Below are 15,277 nucleotides of genomic sequence, written 5' to 3'. Positions count from 1 at the left end.
AAAGGATCCACCGTGCGAGCCAGCACAGCCCCACTCTCCCCCGCCGCCGAGGACCAGGCGCTCTCCGGCAACGCCATCAGCCTCTCCTCCGTGACCAAGAGCTTTGGCGATTTCACCGCGGTCAAGGACCTGGACCTGGACATCCGCTCCGGCGAATTCTTCTCCCTGCTGGGCCCTTCCGGGTCCGGCAAGACCACCGTGCTGCGCATGGTCGCCGGCTTCGAACCCGTCACCGGCGGCACCATCAGCCTGCACGGCACCGACGTCACCGGCAAGGCTCCGTTTGAACGCAACGTCAACACGGTCTTCCAGGACTACGCACTGTTTCCCCACCTGACAGTGGCACAGAACGTGGGCTACGGCCTGAAGCTGCGCAAGACACCCAAGGCTGAGCGGGAGCGCCGGGTTGCCGAAGCCCTGGAGATGGTGCGCCTGCCGCAGGTGGCCGGGCGTCTGCCGTCCCAGCTCTCCGGCGGCCAGCGCCAGCGCATCGCCCTGGCCCGGGCCCTGATCCTGCGCCCGCAGGTCCTGCTGCTGGACGAACCGCTCGGCGCCCTGGACAAGCAGCTGCGTGAGCAGATGCAGATCGAGCTCAAGCAGATCCAGCGCGAAGTCGGCATCACCTTCATCTTCGTCACCCACGACCAGGAGGAGGCCCTCACCCTCTCGGACCGGATTGCGGTGTTCAACAACGGCGGCATCGAACAGGTGGGCACCCCGGAAGACCTTTATGAGCGTCCCGCCACGCGTTTTGTGGCCACCTTCCTGGGCAGCACCAACCTGGTGGAAGGCGACCTGGCCCGCCAGCTCACCGGCACTGACGGACTGGTCAGCATCCGCCCCGAGCGCATCCACCTGGCAGCGGCCGGAACGCCTGCACCCGAAGGATTCTCCGCCGTGTCCGCACGGATCGAAGAGATCGTCTACACCGGCCCCACCACACGGTACGTCGCCGCGACCACCACCGGAGACCGGCTGATCGTCCAGGAGCAGAACGACTCCCGGGCCACCGCTGCCTCCCGGGGCGACGCCGTCGAACTCCAGTGGCCTTCACGCTTCAACTTCCGCGTTTCCTAGCAGCTTTCCACCCCCGGCCGGCCTCGACCGGCCCGCACCACCCGCTCCGCACCCCACTATGAAAGGTTCACCATGAAGATCACCAAGGCCCTGCCGCTGGCAGCGCTCGCCTCGCTCTCGCTGGTCCTGGCCGGCTGCGGCGGGGACGCCTCCACCACGGACTCCGGCACCACCGGCATCCAGGTCCCGGACCTGCCCATGGCCACGGAAATCGGCGAAAGCGAAGGCCAGGTCAACATCATCGCCTGGGCCGGCTTCGTGGAAGACGGATCCACCAACCCCGACGCCGACTGGGTCTCCGCGTTCGAGGAAGAGACCAAGTGCCAGGTGAACCGCAAGGTCGGCGCCACCTCGGATGAAATGGTCCAGCTGATGCGCAGCGGTGAATACGACCTGGTATCCGCCTCCGGCGACGCTTCCCTGCGCCTGATCGCCGGCGGCGACGTGGCTCCGATCAACACCGACCTGATTCCCAACTTCGGCAACATCGTGGACGGGCTGAAGGGGCAGGTCTATGACACGCTCAACGGCAAGAGCTACGGCGTTCCGATTGGCCGCGGCGCCAACGTGCTGATGTACAACACCGACCACGTCGCCCAGGCCCCGGATTCCTGGGCCCCGCTGTGGGAAGAAGACACCGAGTACGCCGGCAAGACCATGGCCTATGACTCCCCGATCTACATCGCCGACGCTGCCGTGTACCTGATGGCCACCCAGCCGGACCTGGGCATCACCAACCCCTACGCCCTCGACGAGGAGCAGCTCGCTGCTGCCGTCGAACTCCTCAAGACCCAGAACGGCCTGGTGGGCGAGTACTGGAACGACGCCCTGAAGGCCGTCAGCTCCATCTCCTCCGGCACCGCCCACATGGGCACGGGCTGGCAGGTCATCGTGAACCTGGCCCAGGGCGACGGCGGCAAGGTTGAGTCCGTGCTGCCCAAGGAAGGTGCCACCGGCTGGTCGGACACCTGGATGATCGCCGCAGAGGCAAAGAACCCGAACTGCGCCTACAAGTGGATGGACTATGCCTCCTCCGCCGAGGTCAACGCCCAGATCTCGCAGAACTTCGGCATGGCTCCGGCCAACGCCCTGGCCTGCGAAGGCTCGGAAGCGAACGCAGCCCACTGCGAGACCTTCCACGCCACCGACGAGGACTACTACAAGCAGGTCTGGATGTGGACCACCCCGGTTGAGCAGTGCGTGGACGGACGTACGGACGTGACCTGCACCAACTACCAGGAATGGACCAAGGCCTGGACTGAGATCAAGGGCTAGTTCCACCCCGCACTGACCGCTGGTGGGCGGCGAAGAGAACTGCCGCCGCCCACCGGCTTCCAAACTCCCAGCCGCGCACCGCGGCACCACGTCCCACAGGCCCGGCCCAAGAGGAGAATCGGCGGAAACCCGCCGGAAAAGCGCCATGGCAGTAATCCACGAAACCCCGCCCCCGCCCGCAGCAGCGCAGGTGCAGCCCCGGAACAGCCTGGGCGACCGCATGTCCCGCATGCTCTATGCCCGGCCCAAAGCCCGCCTTACCGGCCTGCTCCTGCTGCCGCTGGGCTGGCTCGGCGTCCTCTACATCGGGTCCCTGATCCTGCTGTTCATCACCGCGTTCTGGACCACGGACAGCTTCACCTCCAAGGTCATTCCCGCGTTCACGCTGGAGAACTTCACGGAGATCATCACGGTCCCGGCCTACCAGCAGACCGCCCTGCGGACCATCGGCATCGCACTGGCTGTCACCGTGCTGTGCGCCGCCCTGGCCCTGCCCCTGGGGCTCTACATGGCCAAAGTGACTTCCCCGAAGATGCGCGCGGCTCTGGCAATCGGCATCACGCTCCCGCTCTGGGCAGGCTACCTGGTGAAGGTCTTTTCCTGGCGCATCACCTTCTCCTCCGGCGGCCCGCTGGACTGGCTGCTGGCACCGCTGGGCATGACCGGTCCCGGCTACGGCACTGCCGCGCTGATCGTGACACTGGCCTACCTGTGGTTCCCCTACATGGCAGTGCCGGTCTACAACGCCTTCCGCCAAATCCCGGACAGCCTGTTCGACGCGTCCTCGGACCTGGGCGCCAAGCCCTGGTCCACGGTGTGGACCGTGGCGGTTCCGCTGCTAAAGCCGGCCTTCGTGGCCGGGTCCATCTTCACCTTCTCGCTGAGCCTGGGCGACTACATCGCCGCCCAGTTCGTCGGCGGCAAGACCCAGGTGATTGGCACCGTCATCGCCTCGAACATCAACCTCAACCCGCCGCTCGCCGCAGCCTTCGGCACCGTGCCGATCATCGTCGTCGTGCTTTACCTGTTCCTGGCCCGCAAGTCCGGCGCCCTGAAGCAACTGTAGGAGAGAGACATGAGGCTATCGGCTTCCGCCAAAATCACCCTGCGGGTCTTCGCCGGCCTGGTCATGGCTGCGATCTACCTGCCGCTGCTGCTGGTGATCGCAAATTCGTTCAACGCCACCACCTCGGGTGCGTTCCCCATTCAGGAATTCACCACCCGCTGGTGGGTTGCCGCCTGGCATAACGAAGGCGTGCGGGAGGCGCTGTGGACCTCGCTGAAGGTCGCATCCGTTGCCACGGTCATTGCCCTGGTGCTGGGTTCAATGGTGGCGTTCGCCCTGTCCCGCTACGACTTCTTCGGCAAGAACACCATCAACCTGCTGGTGGTGCTGCCCATCGCGCTGCCCGGCATCGTCACCGGCGTGGCCCTGAACAACACGTTCAAGACCGTGCTGGAACCGCTGGGAATCGGCCTGGGGCTGTTCTCCGTGATTGTCGGCCATGCGACGTTCTGCATCGTGATGGTCTTCAACAACGTCCAGGCACGGCTGGGCCGAATGAACCGCGGGTTGGAGGAAGCGGCGATGGACATGGGCGCCAACGTGGTCAAGACCTTCTTCCAGGTCACGTTCCCCGGGTTCCGTTCGGCGTTTGTTGCCGGCGGGCTGCTCGCCTTTGCCCTGAGCTTCGATGAGGTGGTGGTCACCACGTTCACCGCCCCGCCCGGCACCGAAACGCTCCCGATCTGGATCTTCAACAACATGGCCAGGCCCAACCAGGCGCCGGTGGTGAACGTCATTGCCGCCGTGCTGATCGTGGCGTCGATGATCCCGGTCTACCTGTCCCAGCGGCTCACCGGGGATGACAAGAAGTAACAGCTAGCGGGTGGCGGCGCACTCCGGGAGCAGCTCCGCCATCCGCTCATCACTCAGCCGGGACAGGGCACTGAGCAGCCTGGTGATCCGCTCCCGCTCCGCCTTGGTAAACCGGCTGGAGTCCAGGATGTCGCTGACCCACAGTCCGTCCATGGCCAGCCGGATGACGACGCCGATGATTCCCGCCGGGTCCCGCGGGCTCAGGTTGGCCTCATCCAGGCGGCGGTTCAGGTACAGCAGCGACTCTGCGAGGTTGGGCCGGCTGATGGCTGTTTCCAGCAGTGCGGCCTGGTCCATGGAGCTGTTGGCCCGGACGTCGGAGAAGGCCTTGATGTAGGCCCGTTCCTGGGCTCCCACCGGATCCGGGTCCGCATCGGCCAGGTCTCCCAGCCGGTGCACCAGCTGCACGATCATGTCCTCGACGTCTTGCTCAATCTCGGTAATGGACGCTCCAGCGGCGAACATTGCGCTCTCTTTTCGTTTTTCCTGCTGCTTATGTCTTCCGGCGGAGGATCCGCCGGGATGAACCGGCTAGTCTAGCCCGTTTCCGCGGGGATCTCAGCTCCGTCCAGGTTCAGCGGTAGGGTGTGCGCATGCCCCTCGAGGTTCGGCCCGCCACGGTGTTCGCAGATACTGCCGCCGTCCTGGGGCCCAAGCATCCTGATTCCAACGCCTGCTGGTGCCTGAGCTACCGCTTGCTGACGTCAAAGGAGAACCAGTCGCTGCAGCGCCGGGCCCGTGGAGAGAAGATGCGGGGCCTGCTGGGCGAAGTGCCTCCTCCCGGCGTCCTGGCATACGACGACGGCGTGCCGGCCGGGTGGGCCGCGATCCATCCCCGGGCGGACACCTCGTTCGCGAAGAACCGGAGGATTCCTGCCATCGATGACCTGCCGGTGTGGTCCCTGTGGTGCGTGCGGGTCCGTCCCGGCCACCGCGGCAGGGGAATCTCCCACGCACTGGTGTCCGGCGCCGTCGACTTCGCGCGCGGGCACGGGGCACCCGCCGTCGAGGCTTACCCGGTGGACAACCAGGGCGAAAAAGTGGACCTGACCATGGCATACGTCGGCACCCGCAGCCTGTTTGAGGCAGCTGGATTCGTCAAGGCCGCGGACACCTCGTCTGTCCTTAACGGTTTTCCCCGGGTCCTGATGCGACTGACCCTGTAGGCCGCCAGGCAACTGCCCGCTGACAGCAAAAGGCCCCGCCGCGGGGACCGGCGGGGCCTTGCCTGAAAGGCCGGCAGGAAGTCCATGGGGGAACGGGTCCTTCCTGCCGGCCGGATTATGGTGGCCGCCGCGCATGAGGCGGCGGCGGTTGGGTCAGTCCGCGGAGACAATCCTCTTGTCCTGCACCCGCAGCCGCTCGCCGAGGAAACCGCCGACGGCGGTGATCACGGCAATGATGGCCAGGATGAGCGCGCCGCCCCAGGACTGGTTGCCGGAGAACCCGAGCATCGCAGTGGCCAGCAGCGGCATGAAACCACTGGTGGCGCCGGCAATGTTGTAGCCCAGGGCAACGCCGGAGTAGCGCAGCTTCGGCGGGAACAGTTCGGTCAGCAGAGCACCGTTGACGGCGTAGGCCACGGCAATCAGCACAATGCCGAGGGTGATGGCCAGCATGATCATCGGCGTGGACTTGGTGTCCACCATGGCAAAGATCGGGAATGCTGCGGCAGCGGTGAGGATGCCGCCCCACATGGTGACCTTGCCCGGGCCGATCTTTTCGGACAGCCGGCCCATCGCAATGGTGACGAATATCTGGGCAACGGCCGCGATCAGCGTGGCATTGACCATGATCTGCCGGTCCACGCCGAGGGTGTTGGAACCGTAGCTGACAATGAAGGTGGTGATCATGTAGAAGCCGCCCACACCCAGCAGTGCAGCCATCACGGCGACAGCCAGGCGTCCGCCGGCGTTGCGGAAGACGTCCAGGGCAGGAACCTTGGAGGTTTCCTCCTGGGCCAGGAGGTCCTTGAAGATGGGGGATTCCTCAACCTTGATGCGGATCCACAGCGCAATGAGCAGCAGCGGGAAGGCCATCAGGAACGGGATGCGCCAGCCCCAGGCGTCGAAGGTCTCCGACGGGAAGAGCAGCACCAGGGAGAAGGCAGCGGAGGAGAGCAGGGTACCGACGGGAGAGCCGACCTGGACCAGGGCCGCGAACCGGCCGCGCTTCTCGACCGGCGCGTGCTCGATGGCCATGGTGACCGCACCGCCCCATTCGCCGCCGACTGCCAGGCCCTGGACCAGGCGCAGGACCGCCAGGAGGATCGGCGCAGCGAGTCCAATGGAACCAAAGTCGGGCAGCAGGCCGATCAGCCCGGTGGCGATGCCAATCATGACGATGGTGGCCAGCAGCGCCGGCCGGCGGCCGAACTTGTCACCGATGTAGCCAAAGAGGATGGCACCGATGGGGCGGGCAGCGAAGCCGACGCCGAAGGTTGCGAAGGAGGCCAGCAGTGCCGCCGTCGGATCCATGGTGGTGAAGTACAGGCGGTTGAAGACCAGGGCTGCGGCGGTGCCGAACAGGTAGTAGTCGTACCATTCCAGCGCGGTGCCGACGAAGGAGGCGCGGGCAATGGTGCCCGCGTCCTTTCCGGAGATGGTCACGGGTGCGCCGCGTTCCCCCGGTCGAGTGGTGGTGTTAGTCACGAGTGATGTTGCCTTTCGAGCTGGCCGCACCGCGATAAGTGGGAGGCATGCGGGCCGGTGTGGGAGGTATCTCCCTGAGCGTAGTCAGGCGGCAATTGACCAAACAATGACAAATTTCACCCACCTTTTACGCAAAGATTGGGCATTTAGACAGTGCGGGGATATTCCGGGAGGGTACTGAGGGCAATCAGGGCCCAGGAGGCCTCCCCCGGCACGGCCAGGTCCAGTCCAATGACCTGCTGCAGTGAATGCAGCCGGTTGACCACGGTGTTGCGGTGGCAGTAAAGCTCCTCCGATGTTTCCTTGATGGACCCCGTGCGGGCATAGCTTTCGGCCACCTGGAGCAGCCGGGCACGTTCGTGGTCCGTGCATTTGCGCAGCGCCTCCTGCACGCCGGAGCAGAATCCGGGCAGTGTCTGCTCCAGCAGCTCGGCTGCGATCCGCTGCCAGGCTTCCTGGACGGTCTGCAGGCCGGGGCCGCCGCTGCGCGCCAGCACCAGGGCTGATGAGGCGGCGGCCGGAACTGCCGCCAGTCCCGCAATGTCCGGGATGTAGCCGGCTGCGAACCCGGGCGGCTCCTGCTGCCAGGAGCCGGCGCGCTGCTGCCGGAAGATGTACAGGACTCCGGCCCGTTCATAGGAATGCAGCCGGCGGTCATTCAGGAACGCACGCTGTGCTTCGGCTACGGCATCTCCGATTACCGCCAGCAGTTCGAAGGTATCCGCAGCCCGGACCCCAAGCCCCGCTGCGATGTCCTCAACATCCTGCTGCGTCTTTGGTTCTCCGCTGAACAGCCGGGAGAGCAGGCGCTGGCGGTACAGCTGCTTGTCCCGTGCCAGGAGTGCTTCGGCTTCCACGAAGGACTGCTGGATGCTTGAAACGTAGCCTTCCACCACGTCCATGACCCGGTCCATGTTGGACACCAGGACGTTGACGCCGTCCCCGTGCGCCACACGCTCCAGGCCTTTCCAGAGGACCCGAAAATCGTTGCGCACGGCTTCCAGGAAGGACTGCAGCGGAACCCCCTGGGACGCACGGCGCGTAGCCACTTCGCGGGGCAGGTTGCGCAGGTCCGGAGGGAGCTCCAATCCGGCCATCTGGTAGAGGAACATGTCCATGGTGTCCACGGCCGTTTGGTAAACGTCCTCCTCGGGCACCTTCGCGTCGTCATAGGAGACGGCTTCGAACCGGGAGAGGAAGTCCGAAACCAGCGAATCACGCTGGGTCCACAGCCTCCGGATCAGGTCTTCCCACTGGTGTCCGGCGGAAGCCTCAAGCGGAAAGGTCCGGGCGGAAGGCACCAGGATGGGGACGGGAATTTCGGTCATCCTGCCACTTTATGGATATGCATAATTTAGCCGCCAATTATGGCGGCTTATGTCCATTGAGTGAGACATTTAGCCATAGTTGAATGGGAACAACACCCAGCAGGCTGTGCATTTCCGTGCTCGCCCGGGGACGGAACGACGGCTAGGAACCCATGCTTGCAGACCTGTTGATTACCAACGCCCATGTGCTCACCCAGGATCCCGCACATCCGCGGGCCGGCACCCTGGTCATTCACGGCGGCAGGATCCTGGCTGTGGATCCGGACATGGATGTCCCCGCCCGCACGGTGTTCGACGCCGAGGGGCTGACGGTGGTGCCCGGCTTTAACGATGTGCACAGCCACAGTGTGTGGTTCGGCCTCGGCCTGATGGAAACAGCACTGGGGGATGCCCGTTCGCTGGAGGACGTCTATGCCGCAATTGGCGCTGCCTCAGCAGAGCTTGCACCAGATGACTGGGTGGTTGCCTCGGGTTTCAGTCCCCTCCTGCTCGGCGGCGCCCAGCCGGACCGGGACCGGCTGGACGAGGCTTCGGGCGGCCGGCCGGTGTGGATCAAGCACTCCTCCGGCCACGCCTGCACCCTGAACGGCGCTGCCCTGGACCTCGTCGCCGGGACACAGGACCTGGCGGCTGGGATTGACGGCGGCGTCGTGGTCCGCGGAGCCGACGGCCGGCCAACCGGCCTCCTCGAAGAAAACGCCATGCGGCTGGTTCAGGAACTCATGCTGCCGTATCCGCTGGAGACCATCGAGAAAGCACTGGAACTCGCCACCGCGCACTACCTCACCGAAGGCATCACGAGCGTCACCGACGCCGGAATTGCCGGCGGCTGGATTGGCCACTCCCCCCGGGAGTTCGGCGCCTATCAGTCCGCCCGGGACAAGGGCCTCCTCTCGGTGCGGATGCAGCCGATGCTGGTGCTGGACGCCCTTCGTCCCCTTTCCGGGCACTCGGACGACGGCGGCGGCCTGGGGCTGGATGCAGGCATCCGTTCCGGGCTGGGCGATGAATGGCTCCGGATCGGTCCAGTGAAGATTTTCAGCGACGGGTCGCTGCTGGGCAGCACGGCATACATGTCCGAGGACTATGTGGGCTGCACGCATAACCACGGCTACCTGCAGATGGACGCCGGGGAGCTGCGAGAGCAGGCCCTCGCCGCTTACCGCGCAGGGTGGCCGATTGCCATGCATGCCATTGGTGACGCAGCGGTGGAGCATGCCATCAGCATCATCACCGAGGCGCAGGAGACGTACGGCCTGAACTGCTTCCCCAACCGCATCGAGCACGGCGGCGTGGTGCAGCCGGAGCAGCTGGACCGGATCGCGGAGGCGGGGATTGTCCTGGTCCCGCAGCCGCACTTCATCACCGAATTCGGCGACGGCATGGCGGAGCTGCTTGGCCCCGCCCGCACCGAACTCTCCTACCCGGCCGCCGGGCTGCTGCGCCGCGGCGCCGTCCTGCCCGGCAGCTCCGACCGTCCCGTCTCAAACGGGCGGCCGCTGGATGTGATGCAGTCCTTCGTCGAACGGCTAACCCCCTCCGGCAGGACGTACGGGCCGGAAGAGCGGATCAGCGCCGAGCAGGCACTGGCCGCCTACACCACCGGGTCCGCCGCAGCCACCGGCACGTCCGCTGAGAAGGGAAGCCTCTCCCCCGGCCTCCTCGCGGACCTGGTTTTCCTGGACCAGGATCCAACCACGGTTCATCCTTCCCGGATCGGCGCCACGCAGGTCCTGGGCACCATGGTGGGCGGCGAGCTCCGCTACGCGCACCCAGACCTCCCCTCCTTTCCCAACACAGCAGAGGACTCCCGATGAGCACCAGCAACTCCAGTTTCCTGTCGGATTTCGCCGTCATGTCCAGCTTCGGCGCCACGGCGGGCGGCGGTGTTGACCGCCAGGCAGGAACAGCCGAAGACCACGCCACCCGTGCCTGGTTCAGCACCTGGCTGGCGGACCACGGGCTCACCGAGGCCGTGGACCCGGCGGGCAACCAGTTCGGGCTGGCCGAGCTCGTTCCCGGCGCCCCCTGGGTCCTGCTCGGCTCGCACCTGGACTCGCAGCCGCTGGCTGGACGGTACGACGGCGCCTACGGGGTTCTGGCAGCCGCCCACGCAGTGGTTCGGGCGGCTGCCGCTGCGGAAGCAGGCGAGCTGGTCCCCGTCTTCAACCTGGCCGTGGTGAACTGGTTCAACGAGGAAGGCAGCCGCTTCACCCCCAGCATGATGGGCAGCGGTGTCTTTACCGGCAAGCTGCCCCTCGAAACGGCGCGCGCCACCTCTGACCTGGCCGGCACCACCGTGGCCCAGGCGCTGGGCAGCCCGTCCGCGCCGGGCACTGCCCCAACCTTGGACTCCGTTGCCCGCTACGCGGAAATCCATATTGAACAGGGCCGGATCCTGGAGGAGACCGGGACCCAGGTCGGCATTGTGGACAAGACCTGGGCTGCCGCGAAGTACCGGGTCACGGTTGACGGAGACCAGTCCCACACCGGGTCCACACGAATGGTTGACCGGCGGGATGCCCTGTACGGGGCAGCGCTGGTTATCGCCGCGGCCCGGGAGCTTACGGAGGAATTCGAACCGGGCCTGCTGCACAGCTCGGTCTCCCAACTGCAGGTCCTGCCCAACTCCCCGGTGACCATCGCCCGCCAGGTGGTCATGAACCTGGACCTGCGTTCACCGGATGAAGCCGTGCTGGCCGGAGCCATGGAACTGCTGGGCAAGCGCATCGCCGAGGCTGAAACCCGTTCCCGCACGGAGGTCTCCCTGGCCTTGACGCACCAGTGGGGACTGAACCCGTACCAGCCCGCCGGCGTCCAGCTGGGCCGTGCCGCGGCAGCCGCCCTTGGTTTCAGCCACAGGGACATCATGACCGTGGCAGGTCATGACTCCACCAACCTCAAGGACCATGTGCCCACCGTGATGCTGTTTGTACCCAGCGTGGAGGGCATCTCGCACAACGAAGCTGAATTCACCCGTGATGAAGACGCCGTTCGCGGCGTCGAACTCCTTACCGAGGTGGCGCGGCGGCTGGTCCGCGGAGATTCGATGGAGTGATTCCGCCGCCGGAGCGCGCCGGGGCTGCGCCGGGTCCCTTCTGGCCCGCCCTTCCCGGCGCGTAGACTTCCACGCACTGCCTGCGAAAGGAGCCCGGCCATGAGCGATCCGCACCAGCCCGCCTGGTGGACCAGCGCCGTCGTCTACCAGATCTATCCGCGCAGCTTCGCGGACGGCAACGGGGACGGAATCGGGGACCTGCGCGGAATCCTCGCCCATGTGGACTATCTGCAGGATCTGGGGGTCGACGTCGTCTGGTTGTCCCCGGTGCACGAGTCGCCGCAGCGGGACAACGGGTATGACATCTCCAACTACCGCCGGATCGACCGCCTGTTCGGCACGGAAGAGGACTTCGACGAGCTGCTCGGACAGCTGCATGTGCGCGGCATGAAACTGGTGATGGACCTGGTGGTCAACCACACCTCCAGCGAGCACCCCGTGTTCCAGGAAGCCCGGAAGTCACGGGAGAACCCGTACCGGGACTATTTCTGGTGGCGGGACGCCCGGCCGGGCTTTGAACCCGGGGAACCCGGCGCGGAGCCGAACAACTGGGGATCGCACTTCGGCGGACCGGCCTGGACTTTCGAGCCGGAGACCGGACAGTACTACCTGCACCTGTTTACGCCGCACCAGCCGGACCTGAACTGGGAGAACCCGGCCGTTCGGCACGAGGTCTACGAGACGATGCGCTGGTGGCTGGACAGGGGCGTGGACGGCTTCCGGATGGACGTCATCAACTTCATCTCCAAGGACCTGGCACTGCCCGACGGCCTGGTGGGACCGGGCAGTGTCTGGGGCGACGGTTCCCCGCACTTCACCAACGGGCCCCGGATCCACGAGTTCCTGCAGGAGATGGGCCGCGAGGTCTTTTCAGGGCGCGACGGCGACTTTCTCACCGTGGGCGAAACCCCCGGCGCCACGGTGGACCAGGCGCTGCTCTATACCGACCCGTACCGGGCGGAACTGGACATGGTCTTCCAGTTCGAGCATGTGAGCCTGGACCAGGCCGGCGGGCGGAAATGGGATTACCGGCCCCTGAGTCTCCCGGACCTGAAAACGTCCTGGAACCGCTGGCAGCGCGGACTGGCGGACCGTGGCTGGAACAGCCTGTACCTGAGCAACCATGACCAGCCGCGGCATCTGTCCCGGTTCGGGAACGATGACGAATTCCGCTACGAATCAGCCACACTCTGGGCCACGCTGCTGCATCTGCAGCGCGGCACGCCGTATGTGTACCAGGGCGAGGAAATCGGCATGACCAACGCCGGCTTCACCACGATCGAGCAGTACCGCGACGTCGAGTCACTGAACTTCTACGCTGAATCCACAGCGCAGGGCATGCCCGCCGGGGAGGCCCTCGAAGCACTGCGCGCCATGAGCCGGGACAATCCCCGCACCCCGATGCAGTGGACTGCCGGACCGAACGCGGGCTTCACTGAGGGCCGGCCCTGGATCGACGTCAACCCGAACCACGTGCACATCAATGCCGATACCGACCGTTCCGCGGCGAAATCGGTCTTCCGGTATTACCAGGACCTCATCCGGCTCCGGCACACCCACGATGTGGTTGTTCTTGGCGACTTCCACTTGGAGGCGCCTGAACACCCGCACCTGTTCGCCTACCGCAGGACCCTGGACGACGCGGCCTGGCTGGTCCTCGCCAACGTGTCCGGGGACGTCCTGGAGGTTCCGCTGGGGCTCGCGGACGACGGTCCGTTGATTCTTGGCAACTACGCCGAGGCAGGCGGTGCCGGGAACCTTCGCCCGTGGGAGGTGCGGGTCCTGGACGTTTCTGAAACCGTGAGCTGGGTTGGCTAGGCTCGGACAACAGCCACAGTGAAAGGAAGCTTCATGCCGAACTCCGCCGTCCCCACCGTTACCCTCCGCAACGGACTCGAACTGCCCGCCCTCGGGATGGGTACGTGGCCCATGGACGATGCGCAGGCCGCCGACGCCGTTGCCACCGCTGTTGAGACGGGGTACCGCCTCTTCGACACCGCGGAGAACTACGGCAACGAGGCAGGAGTCGGCGAAGGCATCCGGCGCAGCGGCATTGCCCGCAGTGACGTGGTGATCACCACCAAATTCAACAAGCGCTGGCACAGCCGCGACGGCGTCCGCCAGGCCTTCTCCGCGTCAGCGCAAAGGCTCGGCACCGACTACATCGACCTGCTGCTGGTGCACTGGCCCAACCCTGACCAGGACCAGTACGTTGAAGCAGTGCTCGGGCTGAATGATCTGCTCGAAGAAGGCCTGATCCGCGGCATCGGAGTTTCCAACTTCAAGCCGGCCCACCTGCAGCGCCTCGCTGACGCCGGTGTCATCCCGGACCTGAACCAGATCCAGGTGGATCCCCGCCACATCCGCGAAGCGTCCCGCCAGGCAAACAACAGGCTCGGCATCGTGACCGAGTCATGGAGCCCGCTGGGGCGCGACGGCGGCCTGTTGGAGGACACTGCAGTCACCGCGCTGGCCGCGAAGTACGGGAAGACCCCGGGACAGATCGTACTGCGCTGGCACGTCCAGCAGGGGCTGGTTCCCATCCCGAAGGCATCTTCGCGGGAACACCTGGCGGAAAACCTGGCAGTCTTCGATTTCGCCTTGGAAGAAACGGAAATCGCGGATCTTTCGGCGCTGGACACCGGAGAAGCCGGGATTCTGGACTCCGACAGCTTCGGCCACTGACCCCCGCCGCCCGCCGCCGCACTTTTCGGCGGCGGGCGGATACGTTAGCGTCGGGGCATGTCCCGCAGCCCCCTGATCCGCACCCTGACCGCCCGTGCCCCCAAGGCCAGCCGCCCGCGCCGGGCCGCCGCCGTCGTTCTGGGCCTTTTCCTGGCCTTCGCCGGGACCAGCCACCTCACCTTTGCCCGGGATGAGTTCCAGGCCCAGGTACCCGATTGGGTTCCGCTGGACAAGGACACGGTGGTGCTGCTGTCCGGCATTGCGGAGATCGGGCTGGGATCCGCCCTGGCCCTGCTGCCCGGCCGGCGCATACCGGTGGGTCTGGCCGCAGCCGCTTTCTTCATTGCGATCTTCCCGGGCAACATCTCCCAGTACGTCACGCAGACTGACGGATTTGGCCTGGACACCGATCAGAAGCGGCTTATCCGCCTGTTCTTCCAGCCGCTGCTGGTGGTCTGGGCCCTGTGGTCCACGGGCGCATGGCGGGCAATCCGGAACCGCCGCCAGCGCTGATACCGGCAGGACGTAACCCGGCACACGGCACGCCGTGGCCAACACCACGGCGGTAAATCCCCGCATTGTGAGGCGCGTTATGCAATCCGGCGTGCCAGGGAGCCTAGCCTTAATAGAGGCACAGCGGCGCGGGCATTCCGGCCTGCGTGCTGGTCCCATTCCCGTTCTGGAAAGGAGGACATACCTATGTTCCAGACCCGGACAAGCCAACGGACTTCAAACCGGACAACCGCTCTCCTGGCAGGCATTGCAGTCGCTTCCGCCCTCGTGGCAGGAGGAGTATCCGCCGTGGAGATGAGCTTCGATACCGCTCCCGCGCTCTCCAGCACGGCAGCTTCGGCTGCCGTTGAGGTGCAGGTTTAGAGCAGTCCCGCTAAAGGGCCGCAGGCATTTGCCTGCGGCCCTTTTTGCTGCACGGGTGCAGTGGCAGAATGTCCCGCAGAACGGCAGCACCCAAGCACCAGCCCAGGAGCTGATCGCATGGCCGAACCGCAGCGGACACCAGCAGGACCGGACTACGGCAACGTCCCCGTCATAGTCTCCGGCGTCATCGCCGGATTCGTAGCCGTCACGACGGCGGTGGTTTCCACAGGCGGCGCCGAGAACGAACTGCGCTGGCAGCTGGGGCTGGCTGCCGGGTGCATTACGTTCATTGTCTGTCTGCTGACGTTCCTGCTGATGATCATTGCCGGTAAACCCAATCCGGATTCAATGGGACACGGCTCCGGGGTGAACCGCAGGTTCGGTGCGGTTCCGGGCTCCGAGGACAAGGACCCGGACGAATCCAGGAACGATTAACGAGTAAAAGGAT

15 protein-coding genes are annotated in these 15,277 nt (G+C 65.8%); 12 read left to right on the top strand and 3 right to left on the bottom strand.

The window, feature by feature from the left end; translation table 11 throughout:
* Positions 1-12 precede the first annotated feature (12 nt).
* The 4 genes from ABFX29_RS06020 (at position 13) to ABFX29_RS06005 (ending at position 4,231) form a co-directional block, all read left to right on the top strand.
* On the top strand, positions 13-1,077 hold the full coding sequence (locus tag ABFX29_RS06020) for an ABC transporter ATP-binding protein (RefSeq protein WP_152225731.1): 1,065 nt from the start codon (positions 13-15) through the stop codon (positions 1,075-1,077).
* A 72-nt stretch (positions 1,078-1,149) separates the two neighbouring features.
* Positions 1,150-2,352 carry an ABC transporter substrate-binding protein gene (locus ABFX29_RS06015; RefSeq protein WP_152225729.1) on the top strand — a complete coding sequence of 401 codons (1,203 nt, stop codon included), beginning with the start codon at positions 1,150-1,152 and terminating at the stop codon, positions 2,350-2,352.
* A gap of 145 nt (positions 2,353-2,497) precedes the next feature.
* Positions 2,498-3,418, top strand: a complete 921-nt coding sequence (locus tag ABFX29_RS06010; protein ID WP_152225727.1) for an ABC transporter permease — start codon at positions 2,498-2,500, stop codon at positions 3,416-3,418.
* Between the two features lie 9 nt (positions 3,419-3,427).
* Entirely contained in the window at positions 3,428-4,231 is an 804-nt protein-coding gene (locus ABFX29_RS06005) for an ABC transporter permease (protein WP_152225725.1), read from the top strand.
* 3 nt (positions 4,232-4,234) lie between these two features.
* On the opposite strand, the gene ABFX29_RS06000 is transcribed toward ABFX29_RS06005, so the two are convergent.
* On the bottom strand, positions 4,235-4,696 hold the full coding sequence (locus tag ABFX29_RS06000; protein ID WP_152225723.1) for a TetR family transcriptional regulator: 462 nt from the start codon (positions 4,694-4,696) through the stop codon (positions 4,235-4,237).
* Between the two features lie 128 nt (positions 4,697-4,824).
* Here ABFX29_RS06000 and ABFX29_RS05995 point away from each other — a divergent pair, with 128 nt between their 5' ends.
* Positions 4,825-5,397: a GNAT family N-acetyltransferase gene (locus tag ABFX29_RS05995; RefSeq protein ID WP_152225721.1), complete on the top strand. Its 573-nt coding sequence runs from the start codon at positions 4,825-4,827 to the stop codon at positions 5,395-5,397.
* Positions 5,398-5,550: 153 nt separating this feature from the next.
* Here the strand turns inward: ABFX29_RS05995 and ABFX29_RS05990 are convergent, their stop codons facing one another.
* Complete coding sequence (locus tag ABFX29_RS05990; protein ID WP_170287708.1) at positions 5,551-6,882, bottom strand: MFS transporter; 1,332 nt, start codon at positions 6,880-6,882, stop codon at positions 5,551-5,553.
* A gap of 146 nt (positions 6,883-7,028) precedes the next feature.
* Positions 7,029-8,210, bottom strand: coding sequence for an RsbRD N-terminal domain-containing protein (locus ABFX29_RS05985; protein ID WP_152225719.1), 1,182 nt, complete (start codon positions 8,208-8,210; stop codon positions 7,029-7,031).
* 152 nt (positions 8,211-8,362) lie between these two features.
* Between ABFX29_RS05985 and ABFX29_RS05980 the strand changes: the two genes are divergently transcribed.
* From ABFX29_RS05980 to ABFX29_RS05950, 7 genes are all read left to right on the top strand, one after another.
* Positions 8,363-10,027, top strand: a complete 1,665-nt coding sequence (locus ABFX29_RS05980; RefSeq protein WP_211372330.1) for an amidohydrolase — start codon at positions 8,363-8,365, stop codon at positions 10,025-10,027.
* Positions 10,024-11,268, top strand: coding sequence for a M20 family metallo-hydrolase (locus ABFX29_RS05975; RefSeq protein WP_152225717.1), 1,245 nt, complete (start codon positions 10,024-10,026; stop codon positions 11,266-11,268). The genes ABFX29_RS05980 and ABFX29_RS05975 overlap by 4 nt, the downstream gene beginning before the upstream one ends.
* 99 nt (positions 11,269-11,367) lie before the next feature.
* Complete coding sequence (locus ABFX29_RS05970) at positions 11,368-13,086, top strand: alpha-glucosidase (protein ID WP_152225715.1); 1,719 nt, start codon at positions 11,368-11,370, stop codon at positions 13,084-13,086.
* A gap of 33 nt (positions 13,087-13,119) precedes the next feature.
* Complete coding sequence (locus ABFX29_RS05965) at positions 13,120-13,953, top strand: aldo/keto reductase (protein ID WP_152225713.1); 834 nt, start codon at positions 13,120-13,122, stop codon at positions 13,951-13,953.
* A gap of 57 nt (positions 13,954-14,010) precedes the next feature.
* Complete coding sequence (locus ABFX29_RS05960; protein WP_152225711.1) at positions 14,011-14,466, top strand: DoxX family protein; 456 nt, start codon at positions 14,011-14,013, stop codon at positions 14,464-14,466.
* A 186-nt stretch (positions 14,467-14,652) separates the two neighbouring features.
* A complete protein-coding gene (locus tag ABFX29_RS05955) occupies positions 14,653-14,829 on the top strand; it encodes a hypothetical protein (RefSeq protein WP_170287707.1) in 177 nt (58 codons plus the stop codon).
* A 117-nt stretch (positions 14,830-14,946) separates the two neighbouring features.
* Entirely contained in the window at positions 14,947-15,264 is a 318-nt protein-coding gene (locus ABFX29_RS05950; RefSeq protein ID WP_152225709.1) for a hypothetical protein, read from the top strand.
* Positions 15,265-15,277 lie beyond the last annotated feature (13 nt).

It is taken from the genome of Arthrobacter gandavensis (assembly GCF_039528575.1).
Lineage (GTDB): Bacteria > Actinomycetota > Actinomycetes > Actinomycetales > Micrococcaceae > Arthrobacter_B > Arthrobacter_B citreus_B.
This window is presented reverse-complemented; position numbering and strand designations above follow the sequence as displayed.